Source organism: candidate division KSB1 bacterium, from assembly GCA_034506395.1.
In the GTDB taxonomy this organism is placed as follows: domain Bacteria; phylum Zhuqueibacterota; class Zhuqueibacteria; order Thermofontimicrobiales; family Thermofontimicrobiaceae; genus Thermofontimicrobium.
Window position 1 is genome coordinate 45926 of sequence record JAPDPQ010000008.1, and the last position, 23285, is coordinate 69210.

General features: G+C 42.1%; 14 protein-coding genes. All 14 read right to left on the bottom strand.

Translation table 11 applies throughout. The features are described from left to right. Positions 1–176 precede the first annotated feature (176 nt). Entirely contained in the window at positions 177–6047 is a 5871-nt protein-coding gene (locus tag ONB37_07145) for a C25 family cysteine peptidase (GenBank protein ID MDZ7399919.1), read from the bottom strand. 119 nt (positions 6048–6166) lie between these two features. After that, on the bottom strand, positions 6167–7222 hold the full coding sequence (locus ONB37_07150; GenBank protein ID MDZ7399920.1) for an undecaprenyl/decaprenyl-phosphate alpha-N-acetylglucosaminyl 1-phosphate transferase: 1056 nt from the start codon (positions 7220–7222) through the stop codon (positions 6167–6169). A 76-nt stretch (positions 7223–7298) separates the two neighbouring features. Then, positions 7299–8441: a glycosyltransferase family 4 protein gene (locus ONB37_07155; GenBank protein MDZ7399921.1), complete on the bottom strand. Its 1143-nt coding sequence runs from the start codon at positions 8439–8441 to the stop codon at positions 7299–7301. 15 nt (positions 8442–8456) lie between these two features. Next, positions 8457–9587: a glycosyltransferase family 4 protein gene (locus tag ONB37_07160; GenBank protein ID MDZ7399922.1), complete on the bottom strand. Its 1131-nt coding sequence runs from the start codon at positions 9585–9587 to the stop codon at positions 8457–8459. Continuing rightward, entirely contained in the window at positions 9571–11019 is a 1449-nt protein-coding gene (locus ONB37_07165; protein ID MDZ7399923.1) for an oligosaccharide repeat unit polymerase, read from the bottom strand. The genes ONB37_07160 and ONB37_07165 overlap by 17 nt, the downstream gene beginning before the upstream one ends. After that, entirely contained in the window at positions 11016–11954 is a 939-nt protein-coding gene (locus tag ONB37_07170) for a glycosyltransferase family 2 protein (GenBank protein ID MDZ7399924.1), read from the bottom strand. The genes ONB37_07165 and ONB37_07170 overlap by 4 nt, the downstream gene beginning before the upstream one ends. A gap of 49 nt (positions 11955–12003) precedes the next feature. Then, a complete protein-coding gene (locus ONB37_07175) occupies positions 12004–12651 on the bottom strand; it encodes a class I SAM-dependent methyltransferase (GenBank protein ID MDZ7399925.1) in 648 nt (215 codons plus the stop codon). Further along, on the bottom strand, positions 12648–14057 hold the full coding sequence (locus ONB37_07180; GenBank protein ID MDZ7399926.1) for a flippase: 1410 nt from the start codon (positions 14055–14057) through the stop codon (positions 12648–12650). Before ONB37_07180 ends, ONB37_07175 begins: the two co-directional genes overlap by 4 nt. Positions 14058–14323: 266 nt before the next feature. After that, positions 14324–15988 carry a hypothetical protein gene (locus ONB37_07185; protein ID MDZ7399927.1) on the bottom strand — a complete coding sequence of 555 codons (1665 nt, stop codon included), beginning with the start codon at positions 15986–15988 and terminating at the stop codon, positions 14324–14326. 125 nt (positions 15989–16113) lie between these two features. Further along, complete coding sequence (gene wecB, locus ONB37_07190; protein MDZ7399928.1) at positions 16114–17193, bottom strand: UDP-N-acetylglucosamine 2-epimerase (non-hydrolyzing); 1080 nt, start codon at positions 17191–17193, stop codon at positions 16114–16116. Between the two features lie 346 nt (positions 17194–17539). Continuing rightward, positions 17540–18286 carry a DapH/DapD/GlmU-related protein gene (locus tag ONB37_07195; GenBank protein ID MDZ7399929.1) on the bottom strand — a complete coding sequence of 249 codons (747 nt, stop codon included), beginning with the start codon at positions 18284–18286 and terminating at the stop codon, positions 17540–17542. 49 nt (positions 18287–18335) lie between these two features. Continuing rightward, on the bottom strand, positions 18336–19322 hold the full coding sequence (locus ONB37_07200; protein MDZ7399930.1) for a Gfo/Idh/MocA family oxidoreductase: 987 nt from the start codon (positions 19320–19322) through the stop codon (positions 18336–18338). 5 nt (positions 19323–19327) lie between these two features. Further along, on the bottom strand, positions 19328–20641 hold the full coding sequence (locus tag ONB37_07205; protein MDZ7399931.1) for a Wzz/FepE/Etk N-terminal domain-containing protein: 1314 nt from the start codon (positions 20639–20641) through the stop codon (positions 19328–19330). Positions 20642–20664: 23 nt separating this feature from the next. After that, positions 20665–22413 carry an SLBB domain-containing protein gene (locus tag ONB37_07210; GenBank protein MDZ7399932.1) on the bottom strand — a complete coding sequence of 583 codons (1749 nt, stop codon included), beginning with the start codon at positions 22411–22413 and terminating at the stop codon, positions 20665–20667. Between the last annotated feature and the right edge of the window lie 872 nt (positions 22414–23285).

A 23285-nucleotide genomic window follows, 5' to 3' on the forward strand; every position in this document is an offset into this window, starting at 1 on the left:
TATCTGTTTATTACCCTGCCACTCAAAAAGTTTTTCATTTCAGTGCGCCAGTGGATGAAAAATCAGAAACAATGCAAAAGCATTTTCTTTAACCTCGAAGGTTGAGCGAACATAACTGTCATCAAAGCTGTAGGACAAAGTGAGTTGTGCTCATCCAAAGCGCGAGAAGTTAGCATTTATCGCATGATTACCAGTTTCTCGATTTGCTCCACCTGATGTTCTCCAGAACGCGCCACCAATTTATACAAATATACGCCGTTGGCCAATTCGTTCTGGTCTTGATCCCGACCATCCCAATAAAAATGTTGAAATCCTGGTTCGAGATAATGAAATTCCAGGGTGCGGATCAATCTCCCCACCACCGTAAAGATCTTGATGGTCACCTTTTCGGCTGGTTGGGTCAATCGAAACGTAAATTCCGTCCCATCGCGAAATGGATTTGGATAATTGACCACATTGAGCAATTTGAACTCGCTGGTCACCAAAAAGTCATCACGATGGTAGCTGAGATTGTTGCGAGCGTCTTTAACGAACACTTCCAAGCGATGTTCTCCATCCACTAAGGACGGGGTAAAACGGACTTGGGCTCGCAGCCTTGGCTCACTCGATTGATAGATCGGAACGATCGTAAGAATTTGTTCGTTTCCAACGTAGCCCACCCTTCGATTATCTAAAAATAGATTGATCCGCGTTGTATCGTTCTGGTCAATTAGCCGGGCGTTATCATAAATTTTGACCAAAATCATCGGTTGGTTGGCGACATAGTCGCCAGGGGCCAAACGCTTTCCATCAAAAGTCACAACGATCTCTGGTTTGGAGCTATCGGGGAAAATATAAATCGGCTTTGCATAGAAATTATTGGCTTCCGATAACTCGTTGAGTTCCTTGTCGGGATCGATTTCGATCATGAACTGCGCTTTGCCCATCCAGCCGGAAGTCTCCCACTGTTGCTCGATGACGCGAAAGCTATCGATTGGGATATTGACGATAATTTGATCGTGCCCCAAGTTGGCGCGGCCGTTTTCGGGCGTCTGGAGTGAAAAACGAATTCTTACCGAATCAACAACTTTCATGCCAACATTATAGAGACTGAGGGATAATTTAAGCGTTTCACCCTCCATAAGCGTATCTGCGCTGAAGTTAACCACCTGATAATTGATGGCGGGATCTGAAACGGGGGCATAATCGATCTTCCAGCCTTGTAATATCGGGGTATTCAGGCCCGTGGCATCCATGAAATTGGCGCGCAACTTGATTAAAGGATAGGTTCGGGAATCGATCGCATTCAAATTTTCATGGTTGGAATTCGATAAACCACCCAAAAGCGTATCCCATTGAGACAGTTTTTGATTAAAACCGATCACATCCAAAGTGATAGCTGAGGAGAGGGCTTCAATGACTTGATCCCATGATAAGGAATTCCAGCCGTCTGCTGGTCCAATTGGCATGGAGACCATCGATCCCCGCCGATGATAGTTGACCAGCGTATCTCGCACCGTGGCAATCCCGTGGGTGGCTGGGACATGCGCTTCGGCGACACTGCCGATGGGCGCGCCCTTGATACCAATCATTGCCCAGGAATCGCGGAATTTGACTTGGCGACAGTACTGGCTCCCTAGGCTTTCCAAAGCCAAATAGGCACGCTCAGTCATATTCAATGTCCCCTCATCCATGATTCCGATCAAAACATAAGTTCCAGGTTCCAATCCATTAATTAAATCGGCCATGGCGTTGGCTTGGTCCTGAGAAGCGAGCGTATCAAAAGTCTTAATATATAGCACTTGCCCACTGCCTTGATCGATGACGACCAAATTATGCCCACGGCTCGGTTGAATCATCGCAATTGAATTGACAATAATTCGGAGGTAATTTCCATCTTCGAATCCAGCCGACACCACTTCAAAATGAAAACGCCGCTGCTGGAGACGGACGCCTCCATCGGAAATTTGAGTATTTTCGAAATCATTCTGGCTGAACTGCTGGGGATGTTGTTGTTGCCAGATGGCAAAGCTTGAATCGTGTTGGGTGTAAAAGGAAGCAATAACCCAGTTCCCAAAATCCATCCCATCAATTGTGCGGCAACGCCAAAAATAGGTCCTTTTATCGGCGAGCGCTGGAGTTCGCCATTGGGTGACTATTTTCCCCTCAGCAATTTGAGGCGATGAAATAAGCAAGGGGCTATTGAACTGATTGCAGGTATCGACTTCAAATTGATAATACCGTTGGCTTTCATGAGATGAAGCGAATGCAGGATTATTGACTTGAAGCGCCACCTGTTGAGACGAGACGATCTGAAAATTGATTGGCTTGGAGACAGTGAGTTTAGAGGAATAAATATAAGTTGGAAAGTCGCACTGGTTATTTTGCTCATCAAATTCGTCGATATGGTTCTCAGGGTCGAGGATGAACCGAAGCACATGCTCCCCTGCTTGATCTTTTAAATCCCAAATGACGACCAGAGAGTCTTCAAATCCCACCGCAGGACAGCGCATCGAACTGACGATCGGTGTTAGCTCGTTGCCTCTGAGATCATAAACCGAAAAAGACACGCTATCATTTGTTGCCAATCCCCAGTTTTGGATCTTAATTTTGATAGCAACAGCAGAATCTGCCTCTGCTGGTGTTGCAGGGGTCAAACTGATATTTGATTCGTGGATCGTCAGATCGGGTTTCTCTGGCAAAGTCAAATTGGTCAGCGGATCTCCGATGAGAGTGTATTGGTGAATAACACTAGTATTATAGATCCCACCCCCATAATTTTGCCAAAGCTTAATTTTGGCGATCGTCGTAGCAGCACCCAATGCATGAATGGTATCGACCAGCGCCGCTTGAAAGAGATTTTTCAGCAAAATATTATCCTGGAAAACAAATCCCCAACCAGTAGTGCCCCAAAAAGCGATTGCTCCCTTATCTTCAGTCAGGACGAAATGCTCGGCGAAACTTGCGCCATCTGGTTCAGCAAACCGTCCCGTATGGCAGGTCATGCTGGTGATGAATGGATATTTGTCTTTGTTGTTCAATTCTTCAATATCGGGATGGTTGAACATAAGGTCCCAGGTGCGGCTGCCAGCATGGCCAATGAAATTTACCCACATCATGCCACGATTCATTGCCTCAAGTATTTCCAGCTTTTTCTCGCCCTCAAAATAACCTTCCGTGGTTTTATTAATTTGAAATGCACGACAACCGGCCGGAGGCGCAGTCACATAAGTATTGATAAGAAATTTGCTCTGATCAGTGAATATTCTTTGTTCACTTTTATTGAAACCGCCCGTAATAAACAGCAAATTTTTTTTCCACGCTGCGCTCGGCGTATCCTCGTATGCGATGATTTTTTTTAATATCACTTCTCCTTCGTCGTCAGATGATACTGGGATCCTTCCAATAAACATATCGGGCAGGACATCATCAATTCCATCAAGACAGACATACCAATTATCGCTTGCGGGATTGCCATAGGAGGGAACGTAGTTTTCGTTAGCGTCCGGCCCTGAATTTTTTTTGAAATCCCAGCTCGCATCACCGAACAAGATCACATAACTTGGGGCGGGAGCTTGCCAGTTAGTATAAGCAAATTTAAGAAAATCTTTGATGGCTTGTGGATCGATCAAACCGAAATTAAATTCATCATAGATGTCTTCCACATCGACGACTTTGACACGCAACCCATTATGTTGGGCGCGATACTCGGCCAGGCGTTGGGCGCTGGGGAAAAACTTTCGATGTGAAATAATGATTAAATCCGCGCCATGTTGCGGTGAAATCAAATCCGTTGGCTGATCAAATTCAACGTGAGAGGGGAGCTTGGCCCCTCTCCGAGAGGCAGCCACAAATTTATGAGGAAAATTGAATGAAACATCAAAACTGGCATAAAAATCGGATCCTGACCCTGAGACAAAAATCGTATCTTTGAGAATGGCTGCCCCGCTGCCTCTCAACCGAAACACCTCAGGCACGGTCCCAATCGTAGCACCTTTTCGGCCGATCAGAGCCCACGAATCGCGAAAACCGACTTTCCTGATAAATTGACTCCCCAAAGATTCCAGCGCTAAATAAGCAGAGGGAGTAAGCTTCTGGCTTCCCTCATCCATAATCGCAACCAGAACAATTCTGCCGAATGGCAATCGCTCGATGAAGCTGGCCATGCTATCGCTTTCTGAGGCGGAAAAATGGGTATCATAATGACGCGTATCCAACACCAACCCTGTGACCTCATCGAGGACCACCAAATTATGACCGCGCCGCCAGCTCCCGACGATGGTCTTTGAATTGATTTGAAATTGTGCCATATTGCCATCATCGAATCCTGAAGAGACGACTTTGCAGACCAGCCGTTTTCCAGCAGCGATAAAAGGATTCGAAACGATAGTGTGATTGGTCAGATCAAAGACGTGAATGTCGGGATCGCTAAACCCCCATAATGCAATCTTTTTGAACTGATTTTGGACATCTGACACCACAAACTCAATGGCATCGTTCTTCGCCACGAACTGTCTGGGATAATCGAGTTCGATCCAATCTAAATAAAATTGATCGATTTGAGCGCCTGTATCACCAACGGAAACCAACTCCAGCCGATTTTCATCGTCCTCAATGGAATCGAGTGTTGCCTCAAAAAGGTAATCCTCCGTGCCATTGAAATAAAAGTCACCGATTGATTTATTATTAAATAAAACTCTGACATGATGGTTGGGGCGAACAGGATCGATGGTCGTACCGTGCAATTTGATTTTTAATCGGCTAAAGGCACCTTGCTCCGAAACATTAGGAGTTTGAATCGAAATAATTTCTCTGTCGCCAGGATAAAAAAATCTCCATACCCAGCCCTCGCCACTAACCAATTCCGAATTGATCAGCGCAATGTTGTTATCCCCTTCATGATAAAAGTTCTCCTGTTCCAGATGAACACTTTCAATGTATTCCAAAATTTCAGATGCTGCTCCAACCTCGGCAGATTTGGATGTTGTCCGCAAGCCGAAATTATCGTCCCAGGTTAGCCAATAGACATTGGTATTGGTATAAGGATCGTAAAATGCATTTTGGCCGCGATTAGGTTCCCCGTAAAATTCAATGTAATCCTCGCGATCAAACCTACCATCTTGCTCGCCACTGATAAAAATGGGGATTTCGATACCTTTATTATAAATTTTCAATCGTTGGGGATCAAAAGAATTCAGATCAATTCCATTATTGATTAAAAAATCTCCATTGAGGCGATAAATTCCAGGTTCATCGATATGTAATTTGTAGAAAGTTGAGTGAGAGTTATACCAGCTTGTCGATTTTTTGAGCATTGGGACAACTTGAACGGAAAGGGAATTTGAGATGCGCCACTTTCGAGCAGTTGCATAATTGATCAGCAGATTTTGATATAGGTTCTCATAAGGCGTGTCAATTACCAATCTGGCTGGAGCTATTGATTTCTCGGCTGTAATTGCTGTCTGATTGAATAAAATAGCAATTTTGAGCCGTTCGACCTTTTGCAGTTGCTGCGTAACTGGATTATACAGCAAGGGATACAATTCCACTCTGGCAACTCGCTGCTGTCGAACCGTACCGATCGAGGTAATTAAAATATGCTCGGCGGGATAAAAGCGATTTTGCGAATAGCTCTGCTGATCCAAATAAAACTGCTCTGCGATATAGCTATCTTTTCCCTTCCTATCAATAACCAATTGCGGAGCTGGATAGATAATTTTCCCATTAACCAGCGATGATTGGTAATCCAGAATTTGGATGGTTGGGGAACTGTTAGGTGGAATACCAATCAATACAGCAGCAAAAGGAAGCTGGGGCTTCCCAGGTTCGATTATCCATTGGTAACCATCGATCTGAGGGATCTCAAATAGCTGACCATTGGCCGAGTGTTCGATGAAGCGGAGCTCAAAAGGATTGATTTCAAATACGATCTTATCATCACTAGATTCGATGACTTTTACACTGCAATCATTGGATAGACCCGAACCATTTGTTATTAGACAAAAGGTGAAGACGGAGAGCAGAGCAATTAAATTAGGCTTCTTCGAAGCAGTCCCAATCATATTCATAAAAAATAATGTTCCGAAATAAAAAGAGCGCCTTGAAACATGGCACTTGGTGGCTGCAAAAATGCCGCGCGCAAAAGCGGAGACATTTTAGCTTGACCGTTTTTGATGAAAGGACGAAATTAACGTTTATCTCCCCCTAAAAAAAAATATTGAACAAACCCGAGTTTTTTTAGCCCGATCAAGATTGTGAGGAAAACGAACAATAGTAGCAATAAGCTATACTGGCTATGGGCCGTATAAATGACAAATGCGATTGCACCCCATGAGTAACTAACGCCATTCATGAGCAAAACAACTTGTTTATGGCTCAACCCCAAATTAAGCAACCGATGATGCGTATGTTCGCGATCCGCGACGAACGGATGAACGCCTTTTCTCAAACGACGGATAAATGCCAGAAGAGTATCGGTGATTGGAATACCGAGTACGATAATGGGAATGAGCATCGCTACCGCCGAACCGTTCCGAAAAGTGCCGTTGATGGAAAAACAAGCCAGCATGAATCCGATAAATAGGCTGCCCGAATCGCCCAGAAAAATTTTAGCTGGGTTGAAATTGAAAAACAGAAATGCCAACAAAGCGCCAGCCAAAATCGCTGCGGGAAACGCCGAAGCAATATTGCCGAACCACAATGAGATTGCAATGATAACGGCGGTGGCCCCCAGGCTGATCCCCGCTGCCAGACCGTCCAGCCCATCAATTAAATTAATAGCATTGGTAATACCGACAATCCATAATAAAGTAAACGGCACGCTAAAGATGCCAAGCGATATAATGCCACCCAATGGATTTATGATGACTGAGATCTTATAACCTGATACAATAACAATAAACGCCGCAATGACCTGCAATACCAATTTCTGATAATAGTGGATTCCCTTGATATCATCATAAATGCCAACGATCAAAATTAGCGAACCGCCGATCAGAAAAATAATGCCTTCCCGGACCAGCGTTTCAAATTGTTGACCAGCAGTTAGAAGGATCAGGATAAAACCTGCCAAATATGCAACAAAAATGCCTATGCCCCCCAGCTTCGGAATACTATCCTGATGTACGGTACGATGGTTAGGCCGCGCGCAAACCTCATACTTCAGGGCAATTTTTCTGATCAATGGTGTCATGATAATGGCAATGATAAATGCCACTATCGCCGTGCTAAGAAGTAGAATCATGATCAGCTCCTGAATTGATTGGTTCACTGAATCTCCAACAATTAACAGCGTAATAATATATAAAAATTATTTTGATTTAAACAGTAAAAAAATGATCATAAATATTTTTTATTTGTTCCACGTGTAGCTTAATATCAAATTTCTCTTCCACTCGCTTTCTGGCGAGCGTTCCCATTCGTTCTGCTAATTTTTTATCTTCTAATAGCTTGATAACACAATCAGCCACGCACTCAGGACTATTTGGCGGTACGAGAAATCCTGTCACCCCATTGAGTACCAATTCATTGTTTCCTTTAATGTCGGTTGCGATAACCGGCTTTGCGGCAGCCATCGCTTCTAGAATTGATAATGATAAGCCTTCCCATAAAGAAGTTTGGACAAAAACATCCAATATTTTCAGTATCTCAGGCACATCGGTTCGCCAGCCGAGAAAATAGAGATGATCTCGAATTCCTAATTTTTCCGCCATGGCTTCTAATGAAGCTCTTAAATGCCCATCTCCTACGATTAGAAAAATGACATTGGATATTTTTTTTAATATAAATGGTATCGCTGAAATAAAAACATCTGGAGCTTTTTGCTCCCATAAGCGGCCAACAAAGCCGACGATAAAATGGTTAATTTTCAAGTTCAAGCTATTTTTTTTATGATGTATGTTTATTTGAGTATCTATTTCCTCCAAACAAATTCCATTATAAATCTTCGTCATTTTTCGTTCAATCACAAGCTTCTTAGATTTGGCATACTGAAAATCAATATCGTTGAGCAGAATTAATTTATCGGTAGCCAACCCTGCGATTTTTTCAAGGAACTGAAAGAGCAAGATGCTAAATTTTGAAGAGAACTGATGAAACGCAAAACCATGAACAGTATGAATCACAACTGGGACCTTAGCCACCTTTGCTGCGATTCGGCCTAAAAAGCCTGGCTTAGATGAATGAGTATGGACAATATCAAATTTGAATTTCTTGAAAATGGCAATAAGCTTCAGAAATGCAATAGTATCAAAAAAGGGGTTGATCTGTCTCTTTAGCTCAGGAAGAAGAATAACAGGAATTCCATTTTCCCTAAGAATAGCCGTCAGTTCCCCTTCACCACAGCAGATTACCTTAATGTCGTAGGTATTCCGATCCAGGCGGATCAAAAAGTCAACCATGATTTTTTGGACGCCGCTTAGAATCGGCAAAAGCTGAATATGTACTAACCTAATTTTTCTCAACTGGAAGCTCTACTGCTAATTATTGTATGCTGCTTCATAAACAGCCAGTGTCTGTTCTGCTGCCTTTAACCAGCTAAAATGCCTTTTTCTTTCGAGTCCTTTGAGAATTAAGCTGTCTTTAAGCGTTTTATCTTCAACAATTCTGTTCATTGCTTCAGAGATTGCATTCACATCGTACGGGTTAACCTTAATCGCAGCATCCCCAGCAATCTCATTGGTGGCAGATAAATTGGATGTTATCACAGCCGTTCTGCAGGACATTGCTTCTAAAATGGGCAATCCAAATCCCTCATAAAGGGAAACAAATAGCAAAGCCTCTGCATTTTGATATAACCGAACCAATTTATTAGTCTCCACATAACCATAAAAGAGCACATCATCTTTCAAATTTAACTGGTCCACTATTTTTTGGGGCTCCAAATAGGACGAATACGGTTTGCCAGTGATGATAAGTTTATAACCCTTATGTTGCTCTCTAAAAAGGTTGAAAGCTTGGATGGTTCGAACCAAATTTTTGTGTGGTCGTGTTTCAGCAACGCAAAGGAAATATTTGAATTCCTTCTCCGGCTCATGAGGATATTTCATTGTTGAATTTGTCAAATTATCACTATCAAAAATATCTTCGCATGCCTCATAGACAACATTGATTTTGTTCGGAACAACTTGAAAATGATTCAGCAAGTCTTTTTTGGTGCTTTCTGATACCGCAATTATTTTTTTTGCTTTTTTGAGCCCCCAAAGTATATTCAATTTTGTATAAGATCTCTTGATCCATTTGTGTTTTAAATATGCGTCATTCAATAGCAAATAAGTCAGATCGTGTACTGTAAAAATAGACTTGATTGGATGAAATAATGGAATATCCCAATTTGGATAATGATATATATCTGGATTTTCTTTTATCAGCTCGATTGGCAATAATGCGTGTTGCACGATCGATACTGGAGGTATATTCAAAATTTTTTTTATTAGATTCTTTTGCTCTAACAAGTGAATTGGATGATCTTTGCGCAATGAGCTTCCTATAAAAATTAAATATGAATTTTCTTGATCTATGGATAGCAATGACTTTATCAAATTATAAGTGTAATTACCCAAACCAGTCTGATGATTGATTATCACTCGCGCATCAATGCAAATTTTCATAATGTGTACTTATCTCAATTAAACCTTTATCGGAAAAAGCATAACGATTCTGTTGTACCGTGACATAATTTAGAGCTAATAGTAAAAAAAAGAGCTTAAAAATTAAAAAGGAGGTCACTACCGCGAAATCACCTCTTAGTTCACTATAAATGAATGGCAACAATGTCGCATATATGATTAAAAAATTTTTATTGCCTTGGCAGAATTGAAGCTTTTCATATAGCGCCCTACTCATCACGCCAAATACAAAAAATCCCAAAATTATTCCAACGATATGAAAATTTAAATATAATTCTCCAATTAACGAAGGAGCAACCGTCACATGGGCTTGAAAGTGTTTGGGGTATAAATGTTTGGTAACAATCAGTCCAGCACCCTGTGGCTTTTCGTCCCATATCCTCGATGGGATCGGTTTGAAAAATAAATTCAAAAAGGTTTTTCCGAGTTGATAATCTAAACCATCTGGTGTGTGTTTTAAAATATCTTTTACTCGGATCAATTGATCAAAATCCGCCATTGCCGTGTGATATACGGCCTCCAATCCGATTTTTGCATTGAATCCTAAACGTTTGATTGATATATTATGTTTGCTAAATTCTCTGTACTGACCATAGATGCTCAGAAATAAAATAAAAGCCACAGCAAAAAGCACTAAAGATTTCAAAGTTAAATTCTTTTTTTCATAATGATAAATGGCTAATAAGGAGATGACCAACGAAATGAGATGTCCGCGCTCACCGAGGGAAAAAAACAAAAATAGCACCAGTGCTAAAAAGAGGCTAAAAGCAAAAGCATTTTTTTTTAATTCTAAAACATAACTAAACCACAATAGCAATGGCACCTCAATGAGCAGAACCGCCATGAAAAACAAGGCAGATCCAGAAGTTATTTTTACCATGGCGGCATGGATGTTTTGAAAGTAAAATGAAAAACCTCCTGACAATTTGATGATGACCAAAAACGATATAATGCTTATAATAGAATAGAAACTTAGGATATGCTGAAATTTTTTAAATGACCAAATGGGCTTAATGATTTGCCTCTTCTTGGTTAGAAGCTGCCAGGCTTTTGTAAAATAGCCTATTTGAAAGAAGTGCAACCCAATAATTGCATAGATTAAGGCTTTAATATAAAATTGATGATCTTCCAGAAAAAGGATCCGCCTAAACACTAGGATATCTACCGCTTTTATCCCAAATAGCAAAGTATAAGAGAAAGAAAAAATAGCGAAAGGAGATAACGGATCGATTTTACCCCGTTTGATCTGTTCAATGACCAATGGTACAAGCGATAAAACTAATAAATAATTGATCAAAACTTTGGAAAAAAATAATTCGTTATTCAAAGAAACGATTAAAAAAGCAGTTTCTAGTACGATAAAAGTCAAGGACCATTTTAAAAATCGCTTGTATTTGATTAATTTTTCATTCATGTATTTGACCAGATCAATCCCTCTCGGAAACCATCAAGCAGAGCAGAGATGCGATCACTTATTTTTTCAGTGTCTTGATAAACGAATTTTCTGAATATTATCCGTCCTGTTCTTTCAATCAAAAGGCACAACCCAATCAGGCAACGGGTAACGAACATATCGGAATATCGCTTCTTTAAAAGTACGAAATGGTTCCGCATTCGATAGTAGTCGGCGAATTGTTTTCTTGCCACTTGCCGAATTTTGTGCCAGATAATCGCCTTCGGTGAATAAACAATTTTATAGGCATGTGCCTTAGCCCGCAGACAAAAATCGACATCTTCATAATACATAAAATAATCAGGATCCAGTAGTCCGATTTTTTCAAATACCTCTCGTTTTATCAGCAAACAGCAGCCAGATAAGAAATCTACCTCTCGCTGTTGGTCGTATTGCCCATGGTCGATTTTTTTGTCCCCGATATGGAAAGCTTTTTTAGTGAGCTTACTAATACCTCCGCCAGCAGACCAAATTTTATTTTGTCGACAGAATAATGCGGTATCAGTTTTGGCTACATCGAGATAATAAATCCTTCCTCCAACTAACCCAATCGTGTTATCAGATTGAATTGTCTTTACTAACTCAGTTAAAAAATTTGGAGCGACGATGGTGTCATTGTTCAGTAATAAAACCAATTCTGAATCTTTTGCCCGCTCTATGCCATAATTGACGCCAGCGCTGAAACCTAAATTTTCTCCTGTCTCAAATAATCGAATCCAATCAAATCGGTGTTTGAGCTGAACAACCGAATCATCGGAAGATCCATTATCAATAACAATCACCTGATAATTGGGATAATCGATCTGCGCCAATGATTCCAGACATTCAACCGTATCTTGCCAATTATTCCAATTTAAAATGATAACTGCAACTGAAGGGACGCGCTTATGGTTCATTTTTGATCCACATATGCATGTTATGTTGGTATAATACGCTCAATTTGGATTATTTGCGGTTCGATTTTCTCGCCAGGACAAAATAGCGAAACGATAAAAAATCCGAGAAAACACCTAAAGTGACAAGATTAAATAAACGAACTTCTTGGCCCATTACACCTTTGATTATTTCGATTTCATAACCTGCTTGCTCCACCATGTCTCGCACGCTCGATCGTGTGAAAAATCGGATATGAGTATTATCCAGAATTCCTTCATGCTGATATCGCCATTCCCCCCTCAGCAAATTGACGATCATCGACCAGTGCTGAACGTTCGGGACGCTCAACAACATCCAGCCAGTGGGTTTCAAGTAAGCTTTCAGCTTATTAAGAACTGCCCAGGGGTTAAATAGATGTTCCAATAGGTCGGCACAGATGATGCAATCAAAATGGTCTGGCCCAAAAGGCAGCTCGATCTGTTGAATGTCGCCGATTACCACTTGGTCCAAAACCGCCCTCGCTTGGTGCGCTGCTTCGGCATTGAGCTCGATTCCGACTACTTCTTTCACCCGCATCTGGTCTTTGAGATATTGTCCTGTAACACCAACACCACAACCGACATCCAGCACTTTTTCGAGTGTTAATTGGGATGGCAACAATTTCAACAGATCAGATCGCACATGTGAGTAGTAGTCTTTTTGTTTGACGAAGCTCATAATTTTATCTTTTGAATCAAAAAGTCGACATCGTTCTTATATTGCATCAAAAAAGATGCGCTGAATACCAAAACAAACAAACCAACTGATAGAAGCGGTCTGAGCTGGAGATGATGAATCATAAAAGTTACAAGCGCAAGAGTCACTATCCCCATCATCATTTTGATGAGCAAACGATGATCAAAATAAAAGCTTCTGGCAAAAAAGACCGCTCCTGACAGCGCAATTGCAAAATTGCTGCAAATGCTGGCAATCGCTGCGCCTTTGTAGCTCCAAATCGGGATTAGAATCAGATTGAGCACAATATTGGAAATCGCTCCGATCAATACCGAAATCAGATAGTATTTCTGAAATCCCGTGAATAACAAGGGCGATAGAAATATGGTATCCAAATAAATAAAGAATAGGGAAATGCTCAGAAGCCGCAGGATGGAGATGCTGGGCAAATAGCTTTTGCCGTAAAGAAACAAAACGAGATCTTCACTACCGAAAAAGAGCATGCCGCAGATCAACGCGGACAGAAATAAAAGCGCCATTGAAAAACCCGCCATCCCTTTTTTAAACAGCGGCTGGTTATCTTTTTCACTGGCAAAAAATGGTGCAAAGGCTAATTGCAGCAGTCCAGCAATCCCGACGAATAGCATTATAACCTTATAAGCTGCATTATACCATCCTACCACGGCTGCCTGATTTAGCAAGCCTAATAATAACGTGTCGAATGTGTAATAAACATTGATTAAAATCAATGAAGCAGCAATCACCCAGGCTTCCTTTAGATAGGCCTTCCAATCAGAAAATTTTACATCTTTTTCCGAGCAACGTCCGAATTGAACAAAAAAGATGACCAATAAAGCAATGCCAGCGATGAGTTCACTGCCGAATTTCAGCATTGGAACGCTCGTTATGTCATCGCTGCTTTTGATGAATATGAAAATCGATATCAGAAATAATAATTGAACCAAGCTTCGGCCGATCGCAGCAATCTCCATCTTCTCTGCGCCTTGAAAAGCGAAGTCCGAAAAGATTGCTTGGGAAAAAACCAGCAGCGCAAAACTGGTCAATAAAATCTTCATTTCCTTTGCCAGATGCAATTGCCAAATGACCAGTGCAGATGAGATGAAGATGAAAATTGCCAACAACAATCGCAGGGCTGCTATGTTAATATAAAATTCTTTGACCCGCTCCCTATATTTGGCAATTTCCCGAATGCCGAAGGTCGGCAATCCTGCGTGAACGAATAAAAGCAAATAAGTTGCCACAGCTTGAGCAAAAGCTATTTTACCGAATCCTATTTCGGTAAGGGTTCGGGACAGGTAAACTGTGCTCAAAAATGCCAGGCCATTGGCAATAGCCTCGCCAATGGATAGCCATAAAAAATTTTGGGTAATCCGCTTAGCTACATGCAATTTGCATCTCTTATGATTTCATCAAACTTTCGCTTCTAAAAATAGTATGGCGTAGGGACAGCCTTGGAAATTTTTAGACCGCAAATTTCGCAAATTTTCGGAATTGCTCTGATTGAATTGGGGAGTTCAGACGTCAGGCTTTTATTCATGACCGCTTATTTTGCTAATTTTCCGAATAACGCTGATTGGGAAATGGGGAGTTAAGCCGTAAGGCTTTTATTCGCTCCGATTCAGGAAAAGGCTGACGCCTTAACTCCGACGGTATGCTAATAATTCAATCCCAATGAAAAGCTCATGGCGTGGCCTTTACTATCACCACGCTGGCCGTTTTTTGTAATCATATTCTTAGATGCCGAAAACTGATACCCTGCTTGAACAAAACATCCCTCAATCAGCTCATATGAAAAATTTAAGCCATAATCAGTCTCTTTCTCTAAATGTCCAGTTAAAAAGCTAACCGTCTGGTCATCGCCGATAACATGCGGCCGCTCAATATCGCCACCAGCATTTTTATCAACAGGATTTGCCCCATGCCGATTGAATTGGGCAAATAATGTCGTCACCAGATGCTTTGAACAACGGTAGTTCAAAGCGCTGTAAAGATTATCAGAATTGGGGCCGCTCCAATGACCCAATGGCGATTGGTAATGGGTATAATTGATGCCATCAGCATGGGAATATACATACGGCCGAATCCGAGTGTATTCGATTCTCAAATCCAGATTATCGATGCTCAATGGATCAACCCAAAAAGCGCCGAGAGAATAGCCCAGCTTATTGCCGTACCAATCCGTGCCTAATTTCGTCGTAGTGATATCATCGATGAGCAGCTCGCCATAAATTTTGAAATTGTTGATTGCAGTGCATTTGACATCCAGCCCCATCATCATGTTGTCTGGGCTGCCGAGATAATGTTCGGCGCTGCGAAAGAACATTACGGGATTGATATAAGCAGGCTCGAAATTTCGGCCTTTAAAAATGACGCTTTCTGATAAACCCAGTGCCAGCCAAAACCAGGGCAAAAATTCCAGCCGATGGCCGGCGAAATATTTCTTCGGCTGCAAAATATCCTGCTCATGTTCCTCATAGTCGATCAGTTGGGCATAGAGGCTGGTGAATTTGAATTTTTTAAAAATGAATTCCAGCTTGAGCTGATCGTACGAGGTGGCGTAATCGGACAGAATCAGGCTGCCCGTGCGGCCATTGCCCCAATAGTTGCTGAATTTGCCAAAAGCCAATTGAAAATTTTTGAAGCCGACTTTTAGATAAGCGACGGTCTCATCGTGATAAATATAATCGGGCGAGGTGGCTCGCACAAAGCCCAGCCGAGGCAGCGTGTAATTGCCCAGCCGATACTTTTGTGTGCCCCATTCTTTCGTATCCCGCACATCGATGAAAAAACCGAGGTAATTGTCCCAATTGCCCCAGAGGCGAATGCCATTGCTGTTTTGAAACAGCCGCTCGGTTCGGCTCGAAGCATCCATGCTGCTGTAACTTCGATAACGGTAGATTATGGGATCGAAAAAAAGCTGAAACTGATCTTCCCGCCAACTAAAAAGATTTCGATTGTTTCGATAAATGAAATCTGGCAGAACTTTTTTGAGACATTTGTTGTTCCGAAGCTGCTGGATTCGGGTCTGGTATGCATTTGAATGTTCGAACAATCCTGCCAGTTCCTCTTTAAATTCGATGTTGAGAAAATTTAATTGATCCTGTTCGATCTGATTTAGAGCATCCATTGCTAAATGAACTTTCGCAAGATGCTGGGCGATTTCGATCCTAGATAACGGCTTGCTGGAATTTACAAATCCATGAATCACGCGCTTGGCTTCCAGGCGTTCTAAATAATCGTAGACCCAATGATTCAATGGAACATAGGTGGCCTGAGGATAAAGACTATCTGCTGCGAGTGATAAAATAAGTCCGATCACTCCTCCGAGGAATTTAGTTCTGAATGTGAAATGAATCATACGAAAAATTAGAATTTCTTTCTTGGGCAAAAGGATGCTGAGTGGAGAGCGATAGGATTTTGTGTTCCGCGCCGAATCTATGACTTCTATGCGTTATGAAAATATGAATTCAAAATTTCAACTAGCTTCTCGCTTGCCCTGCCGTCACCGTAATGCCCCTGCTGCTGACCATTGGGAGAAAAGCTCTCCAGCGCCGCCAAAATTTTTGGGACATCGGTCCCAACCAGGCAGTTCCAGCCATCGGCCACGGTCTCCACCCATTCGGTTTCATTTCTCAGCGTAATGCACGGCACTCGATAAAAGTAAGCCTCTTTCTGCACACCGCCAGAGTCAGTTAGAATTTTTTCAGCATTTTTCTCTAAAATAATCATATCAAGGTAACTGACAGGCTCTATCACTGTCACGTGCTCGGCCCGTTCCAGCATCTGGTATAATTGATAATGCTTCAATAATTTCACGGTACGAGGATGCACAGGAAAAACGATTCGCTGCTTGGCTTGGCTAAGAGCGGTGATAATGCGCTTCAAATTGTCGCATGAATCTGTATTTTCAGCCCGATGCAGCGTGAGCAATACATAATGCTTCGGCTCGATTTTCAGCCGATCAAAAACTTGACTTTTCTGCTCTGCAATGGGGGCAAATTGCAGCGCTGCATCGTACATTACATCTCCGATGTTAAAAACGCCGTTGGTAATTCCCTCGTCCGCCAAATTTTTCACGGCCGTAGCGGTAGGGCAGAAAAGCAAATCCGCCACCTTATCCGCCACGATGCGATTGATCTCCTCGGGCATGGCCCGATTGAAGCTGCGCAGTCCCGCCTCAACGTGAGCAATCGGGATGTGCAATTTGCTGGCCGCAATCGCCCCCGCCAGCGTGGAATTGGTATCGCCGTACACCAGGACTAAATCAGGTTGTTCCTGCTGCAAGTATTGCTCCACCCCGATCATAATCGCTGCGGTCTGGCGAGCATGACTGTCCGAGCCAATGCCAAGATTGATGTCTGGCCGAGGAATCCCCAATTCGTCAAAGAACACCTTTGACATGTTATCGTCATAATGTTGTCCTGTGTGCAGCAATAGCTCCTGATGTTGTTTTCGTAGCGCCCTTGAAACTGGCGCCGCTTTGATGAACTGTGGCCTGGCGCCGACGATAGAGACAATTTTCATACATTTATTTCCCACAGCCAATTTGGGCTCCACCTGCGCAGATTGTGTCGAAATGCAAAACTCCAGATCAGATATGTCATTGCGAACGAAGTGAGGAATCAGTTCAAATCATTTGTTGGAGTAAATCTAAAGATTCCTCATTCCGCTGCGCTCCATTCGGAATGACACGAAAATTCTACAGTTTAACGAGGCAGAATCCAAATTTTAAATCATCTTGAAAGTTATTACCAGTTGGACTACACCTCGGCGGTATAGTCCAACTGATGTAGCTTATTTTTTGTTTGAAATTTGAATTTTAAAAATTGAAATTTGTTTGGGATTCGGAATTTTTTATTTGGAGCTTCACCTAATCCCATCCCTGATTTTCCAATAACTGCTCAACTGGCGTATCGCGAAAATATTTAGCAGGTACTCCCACCACGACTTGTCTGGGAGGGACATCTCGGGTTACGACCGCGCCAGCTCCAACCACGGCATCCTCGCCAATGGTAATGCCAGGTAAAATCACCGCTCGGCCACCGATACGGCCACCGCGTTTCACAGTGACGCCCTTGAAATGTTTGAATCGCTCCTCTGTCCGTCCCAAATAATTATCGTTGGTCGTCGTTACCATCGGAGCGATGAAACAGTAATCTCCGATTTCCGAATAAGCGGTAATGTAACAGCCTGTTTCCAGTTTGCATTTTTTGCCCACAGTGCAGAAATTTTCAACTGTTACACCTCGTCCAACGATCGTATATTCGCCGATCGAGACATTTTCCCGAATGGCCGCCGTATCGGCAATTAAAATATGATCAGCAATTTTGCTGCCAGCGTAGATCACCACTTGGGCGCCAATCATGCAATGACTGCCGATCACCGCAGGTGGCACTGGCTCTGATTTGAAAATGCTCCGCTTCGCCCGCATTGGCTGTTTTCCGATCACCGTGTTATCATCGATTCGCACCTGGTCGCCGATCACTGTCCCTTCATGAATCACGACATGATTTCCTATGGTGCAATTCTTTCCGATTATCACATTTTGTTGAATCACAGTAAAATTTCCAATTAACGTACCCTCGCCAATTTTCGCTGTTGTGTCTATTATGTTCATGCTGTTCATACTTGTAATACCTTTCTTCTATAATTTTTGATGATTGATTTCATAAATAAACTGGTACTCCGCCCTGTTTAAGCGATTGTTGGGCCGCATTTAACACTCGTACCACTCGAAGGCCATCTTCGCCATTAGAACGAGGGGTTTTATTGTTCAAGATGCAATCGATGAAATGCTGGCATTCAACCTTCAACGGCTCAACATTTTTGATCGTTGGGATCAGAATATCGCCGATCCTTAAGGTCAGATATTCTCCGAAACCCGTGTAGTTGCCCGTGAAATGAACACCTTTATCGTAAATTCTGATCTTCTCCGAGGCTTCCATATCATCGATCACAGCCATCTTTTTGGAGCCGACGACCGTCACTTTTCTAATTTTATGGGGATCGAGCCAGCTCACATGAATATGTGCCATTTTGCCATCTGCGAAATGGAGCGTAGTGAAAACCACATCTTCTATTCCAGGCTGAATGAAAGATTGGCCGGTACTCACAACCCGGACCGGCTCCTGATTCATGAACATCAAAATAATCGAAATGTCATGCGGAGCAAAACTCCAAAGGGAGTTCTCCGTCTGGCGAATTATTCCCAAATTGACTCGCGACGTGTACATGTAATAGATTTCGCCCAACTCACCTGAATCGATCATGGCCTTCACCTTTTCGAACGCGGGGTGATATTCCAGGATATGACCTACCATCAACAAACGACGCTGTTGCTTCGCCAAACGGGTGAGTTCTTCGCCATGAGCCAAATCTAATACCATCGGCTTTTCAACAAATACATGTTTTCCCCGCAACAGGAACTGTTTTGCCAATTCATAATGCACCTCTGGCGGTGTGGCAATGATCACCGCATCAATATCCTCCCTGTCATAGAGCCGATTGACATCAGTCGTGACATCGACGCCAGGGTAGTCTAACGCAACCCGCGATAGCGCTGTGTTATCGCTGTCACAAATGATGGACATTTTCGCTTGAGGGAGGTTATAAAAATTTCTTAGCAAATTTTTCCCCCAATTTCCAACCCCCACCTGTGCTAATCGGATTTGTTGTTTGGTTTCGATGACTTTGTCCTCCTAATGAATTGTTCTTTGAGTTTCCTAATGTAATCTCTAATTTGATTCCAATCATTTTTGAGATCTTTCATTATTCTATCGATTTGATTATGGCTTTCGGTATGGCCCCTTAATCGTTCCAGATATTCTATTACAAAGGCCCAAAACATGCTTAGGGTCAGCGCCAAAAACGAGCCGACCAACACCAACAGCTTTCTTTTAGGTCGGCTACTCAGTTCTGGCGGTACCGCCTCATCCAGCACCTGGATTGTTGGCGTGTCCCTGGCTTCTTGAATTTTGGCCTGATAATACTGCTGATTCAGCAACTCCCATACGGTTTCTTGCACTTTTACTTCGCGCATCAAGTTGGCCAATTCCAATCCTACTTCCGGAATATTGGCAAACGGAATATAGAACTCCTTTTGATCTTTTATATCGGCTTTTTCTTTGCCATATTGGAGATAATTATATTGGCGTTCTAGTTCCTCGATCTCTTTTTTGAGCTGCACCACATAGACGTTGTTGGGTTTCATAGTTTGAAGTGCAACCCCCAATTCAACATTTTTGGCTAAAATTTTGCCCTTCAGTTCCGCTGCCTTTTCGATCGCTGCCTTAGTCTGTTCCTCCAGAGAAACAGCTTTATATTTTTCCTGGAATTTTACCAGTTCTTCAGAGGCCGCTTTCAATTTTTGCTCAGTGATTTGGAGTTGATTTTCAATATAAATCCGAGAATTTTTTGCCCGGGAACTGATCTTTTGTTTGTTTACTTTATCCAAGGCTTCAACCAGGGCATTCGCTACATCAGATGCTAAATAGCGATCGTTCAATTCAACTGAGAGGGTAATGATCCCTTCCTGAGAGGCATTGACGCTCATCTTTGACAGTAATTTTTTTCGCCCTTTTTCAAGGCTTTTTTGATGCAAAATTTGAAGCAGCGTTTTATTATTAGCCCTCTGGGAATCCTTTGGATATTGGAATTCACGAGATAGCACTAAATCCAGAACTGAGCGACTTTTTAAAATTTCAACGTAAAGGTCAGAGTTCGTCTTGGTCTCGTTGAGAATCAAGTTCGATAATGGTGAATTGTATAGTGCACTAAACAACTCCATGGATTGAGCTTCCTCTGGCGGAAGGATCGTTGTCACTGCCCTATAGGTTTTTGGCAGCATGAAGCTGATCAGCGCAATTGCAAATGCAACTACCATTACGTTCCTGAGAATCATTTGACGGTGTTTATGCAACACCAACACATAGTCCCAGAGATCAATATCATTGGCCTTCTGCTCTGGCAACATCAATGCAATACTCCTGAATAGAATTAGCGTTTGATCGCATTATCAACGATGAGATAGATGGTCGCCAATTGGGCGACAACAGCGATAGTTTGACTGAATAGGGCCCACCAGTTTCGATCTGGTCTTCTGGGAACCCAGATGATATCGCCCGCTTCCAGTTTTTTTACTTTTTCATCTTCAAGAATGGCGCCAGTAATTTTGATGACCTTGGTTCCCCTGACCTTGGCATCCCAGGCAAGACCACCGGCCTGCTCTATATAGTATTTGATCTTCTTGTTCGGCTTAAAGACCACCCCGCCTGGCTTCGCCACCCGCCCGGTTACATAAACCACGCGAGGAGCTCGCGGGATATTGATGATGTCGCCATCTTCTAAAATTGGATCATCCGCCTTGTTTTTCAGCACGCAGACCTTAAAGAAATCCACGACGATCTCCGAAATGTCTTGAGCGTTCTGTTTCATGACAAGGTATTGATATTCATTTTTCGACATTTGGTCCGGGGTGAGCTTCATCAATCGCTCCAGCTCTTTATCAGGCATGGTTTTAACGCTCGGTCGAATCAGCGAGGCATCGCGGATCAGTGCTTTTTCGGTGAAGCCCCCGGCCTTATCAATAATTTCGCTCAACCGAGTACTATCCTTGGTAATTGCATAAATTCCTGGAAAATTCACTTCGCCTCGGACCTCCACGGTCGGCCCAACCTCCCATTCAGGTATACGGCGAATGAATACCCGATCATCCTCTTCCAGCAAAACATTATGTTCACTATTAGGGTCGATCATCACGCGTTGAAGAGGAATTTGTTTAAATCGAGTCGGCATTTTAGGGTCAATTTTCGCTACCTCACACTCGAGGATATAAGCGCTTCGAGTCAAATTACCAGCTTTTAAAATTAAATCTAATAACCGCAAGTTTTCCTCGAAGGGATATTGGCCTGGCCTTTTTACTTCGCCATGGATGTAAACATATTTGGGATGCGTCTGTTCAAGAATAGAGTAGACTTTCACCTGGTCTTCATTTTTCAAAATAATGTTATCAGCACAGCTATCATTTTTCAAAACCTCATGATAATTCACATAGAAAACAGTGCGATCTCCATTAGGTAGCAGTCGGCTAATTTCAATCTTGTTGAGATATGCCAGGTCTGTAAAACCGCCAGCCATATCAATGAGGTCGGATAAGCGCTCGTTAGCGCCAGATTTTAATTCAAACTTAGCTTGACGCTTAACCTCCCCTTGGATGCTGACCATTGATTCCACCAAGGGTACTACGATTCGGTCGTACTGTTGCAAGTAGATTTCATTGCGCAGTTTCCCTGTCAACAAAAACTCATAAAAATCGACTGTTGTGATGAGCTGATCTTCTCGATAGACTTTGATATTGCGTAATGAACCATGTGGGGTTGGGCCACCTGCAGCCATCATGGCATCTAAAACCGTGTTAAGCGAACTCAGATAATATTTTCCAGGTCGATTGATGTCTCCAGCCACTAATATTGGGATGCGCTTCGGTTCTATTAGCATCAGACTGAGCGAGAAATTGTCATAATATTTGGCTAACTGTTTCTCCAATAGTTTGCTGACCTCATCGATGCTCATATCTGCAACGAATAATACCCCTACTGTCGGAATATAGATTTTGCCTTCTACATTGACAATGACGTCAAAGCTCTGTTGGAATTTGCCCAATAAGTGGATGCCCAAGCGATCCCCTGGCCCCAGACGATAGCTTGTGGGAAACATTAATCCACCTGAAAACAAATTTTTTATCATTTCCTCCGGAGAACCAAACAAATTATAACCGAACTTGGTTAGCTCAGTCTTGCCAATTTCTGAATCAACTGATGGTACCGGCCGAATGGATTCAATGCTAGCACGATTCAAGGGAGGTTCTTGCGAGTGAATTGCGCAGATTATGCCGTTGATGTTTAAACATAGCAAAATGATCAACGAATATTTTAGCATCTTTTGTGTCAAATAATTTTGGGTGCTCATTCTCTTCATCGTTTGTAGAATTCTAATTTGACCAACTAAGCATAAATCAACTTGTTTTGCCTGTCGACGGTAACAATTTAGAAAATAAATTATTATTAGTCAATAAAATTTTCTGAAATATTATTCGAATCCATTATTGCTAAAAATAAATTTTTGATCGATCGAGGCTCAAATAACCAACTAGATTCGTAAAGCGCAAACCGACCTAATGATTGGAAAATAATCGTAAATGATTCTTGCATAATTTTATTGTATGAAAAAAAGGATTTTCACTGAAATAAAACTATTTGAATCATTGATTACCTTTATCAGCGACAAGGCTATAACGCAACACAATGCTTGATAAAGATAAAAATTTTGCATGAATTCTGAGGTGATCAAATCACTATTTGAGGATTAAAAGCAATTTCTTAGAGTTCAGATCCTTAAACGAGGTTTAAAGAAGCTTCAGATTAAAAAATTGTCTCAAAAATTTGGAGGAGAATGAAAGAATTTCAGGATGAAACTGAACAAAAATAAAAACAGGATCGAGCAATTTGACGGATTTGCCCGACCCCGTAGTTCTCAGGTATCACTTGAGTTTTATTAATTGAGCTAAATTGGGGACAGATTTTACGCTTTTTCTTTTTTAAATGATTGCTCACTATTTT

Excerpts from the sequence above, each read along its gene's own strand:
- ONB37_07165 (MDZ7399923.1), bottom strand. The coding sequence starts at position 11,019 with ATGAATGAAAAATTAATCAAATACAAGCGATTTTTAAAATGGTCCTTG.
- wecB (MDZ7399928.1), bottom strand. The coding sequence starts at position 17,193 with ATGAAAATTGTCTCTATCGTCGGCGCCAGGCCACAGTTCATCAAAGCG.
- ONB37_07210 (MDZ7399932.1), bottom strand. The coding sequence starts at position 22,413 with ATGATAAAAAATTTGTTTTCAGGTGGATTAATGTTTCCCACAAGCTAT.
- ONB37_07205 (MDZ7399931.1), bottom strand. The coding sequence starts at position 20,641 with ATGTTGCCAGAGCAGAAGGCCAATGATATTGATCTCTGGGACTATGTG.
- ONB37_07170 (MDZ7399924.1), bottom strand. The coding sequence starts at position 11,954 with ATGAACCATAAGCGCGTCCCTTCAGTTGCAGTTATCATTTTAAATTGG.
- ONB37_07195 (MDZ7399929.1), bottom strand. The coding sequence starts at position 18,286 with ATGAACATAATAGACACAACAGCGAAAATTGGCGAGGGTACGTTAATT.
- ONB37_07175 (MDZ7399925.1), bottom strand. The coding sequence starts at position 12,651 with ATGAGCTTCGTCAAACAAAAAGACTACTACTCACATGTGCGATCTGAT.
- ONB37_07160 (MDZ7399922.1), bottom strand. The coding sequence starts at position 9,587 with ATGAAAATTTGCATTGATGCGCGAGTGATAATCAATCATCAGACTGGT.
- ONB37_07150 (MDZ7399920.1), bottom strand. The coding sequence starts at position 7,222 with ATGATTCTACTTCTTAGCACGGCGATAGTGGCATTTATCATTGCCATT.
- ONB37_07145 (MDZ7399919.1), bottom strand. The coding sequence starts at position 6,047 with ATGAATATGATTGGGACTGCTTCGAAGAAGCCTAATTTAATTGCTCTG.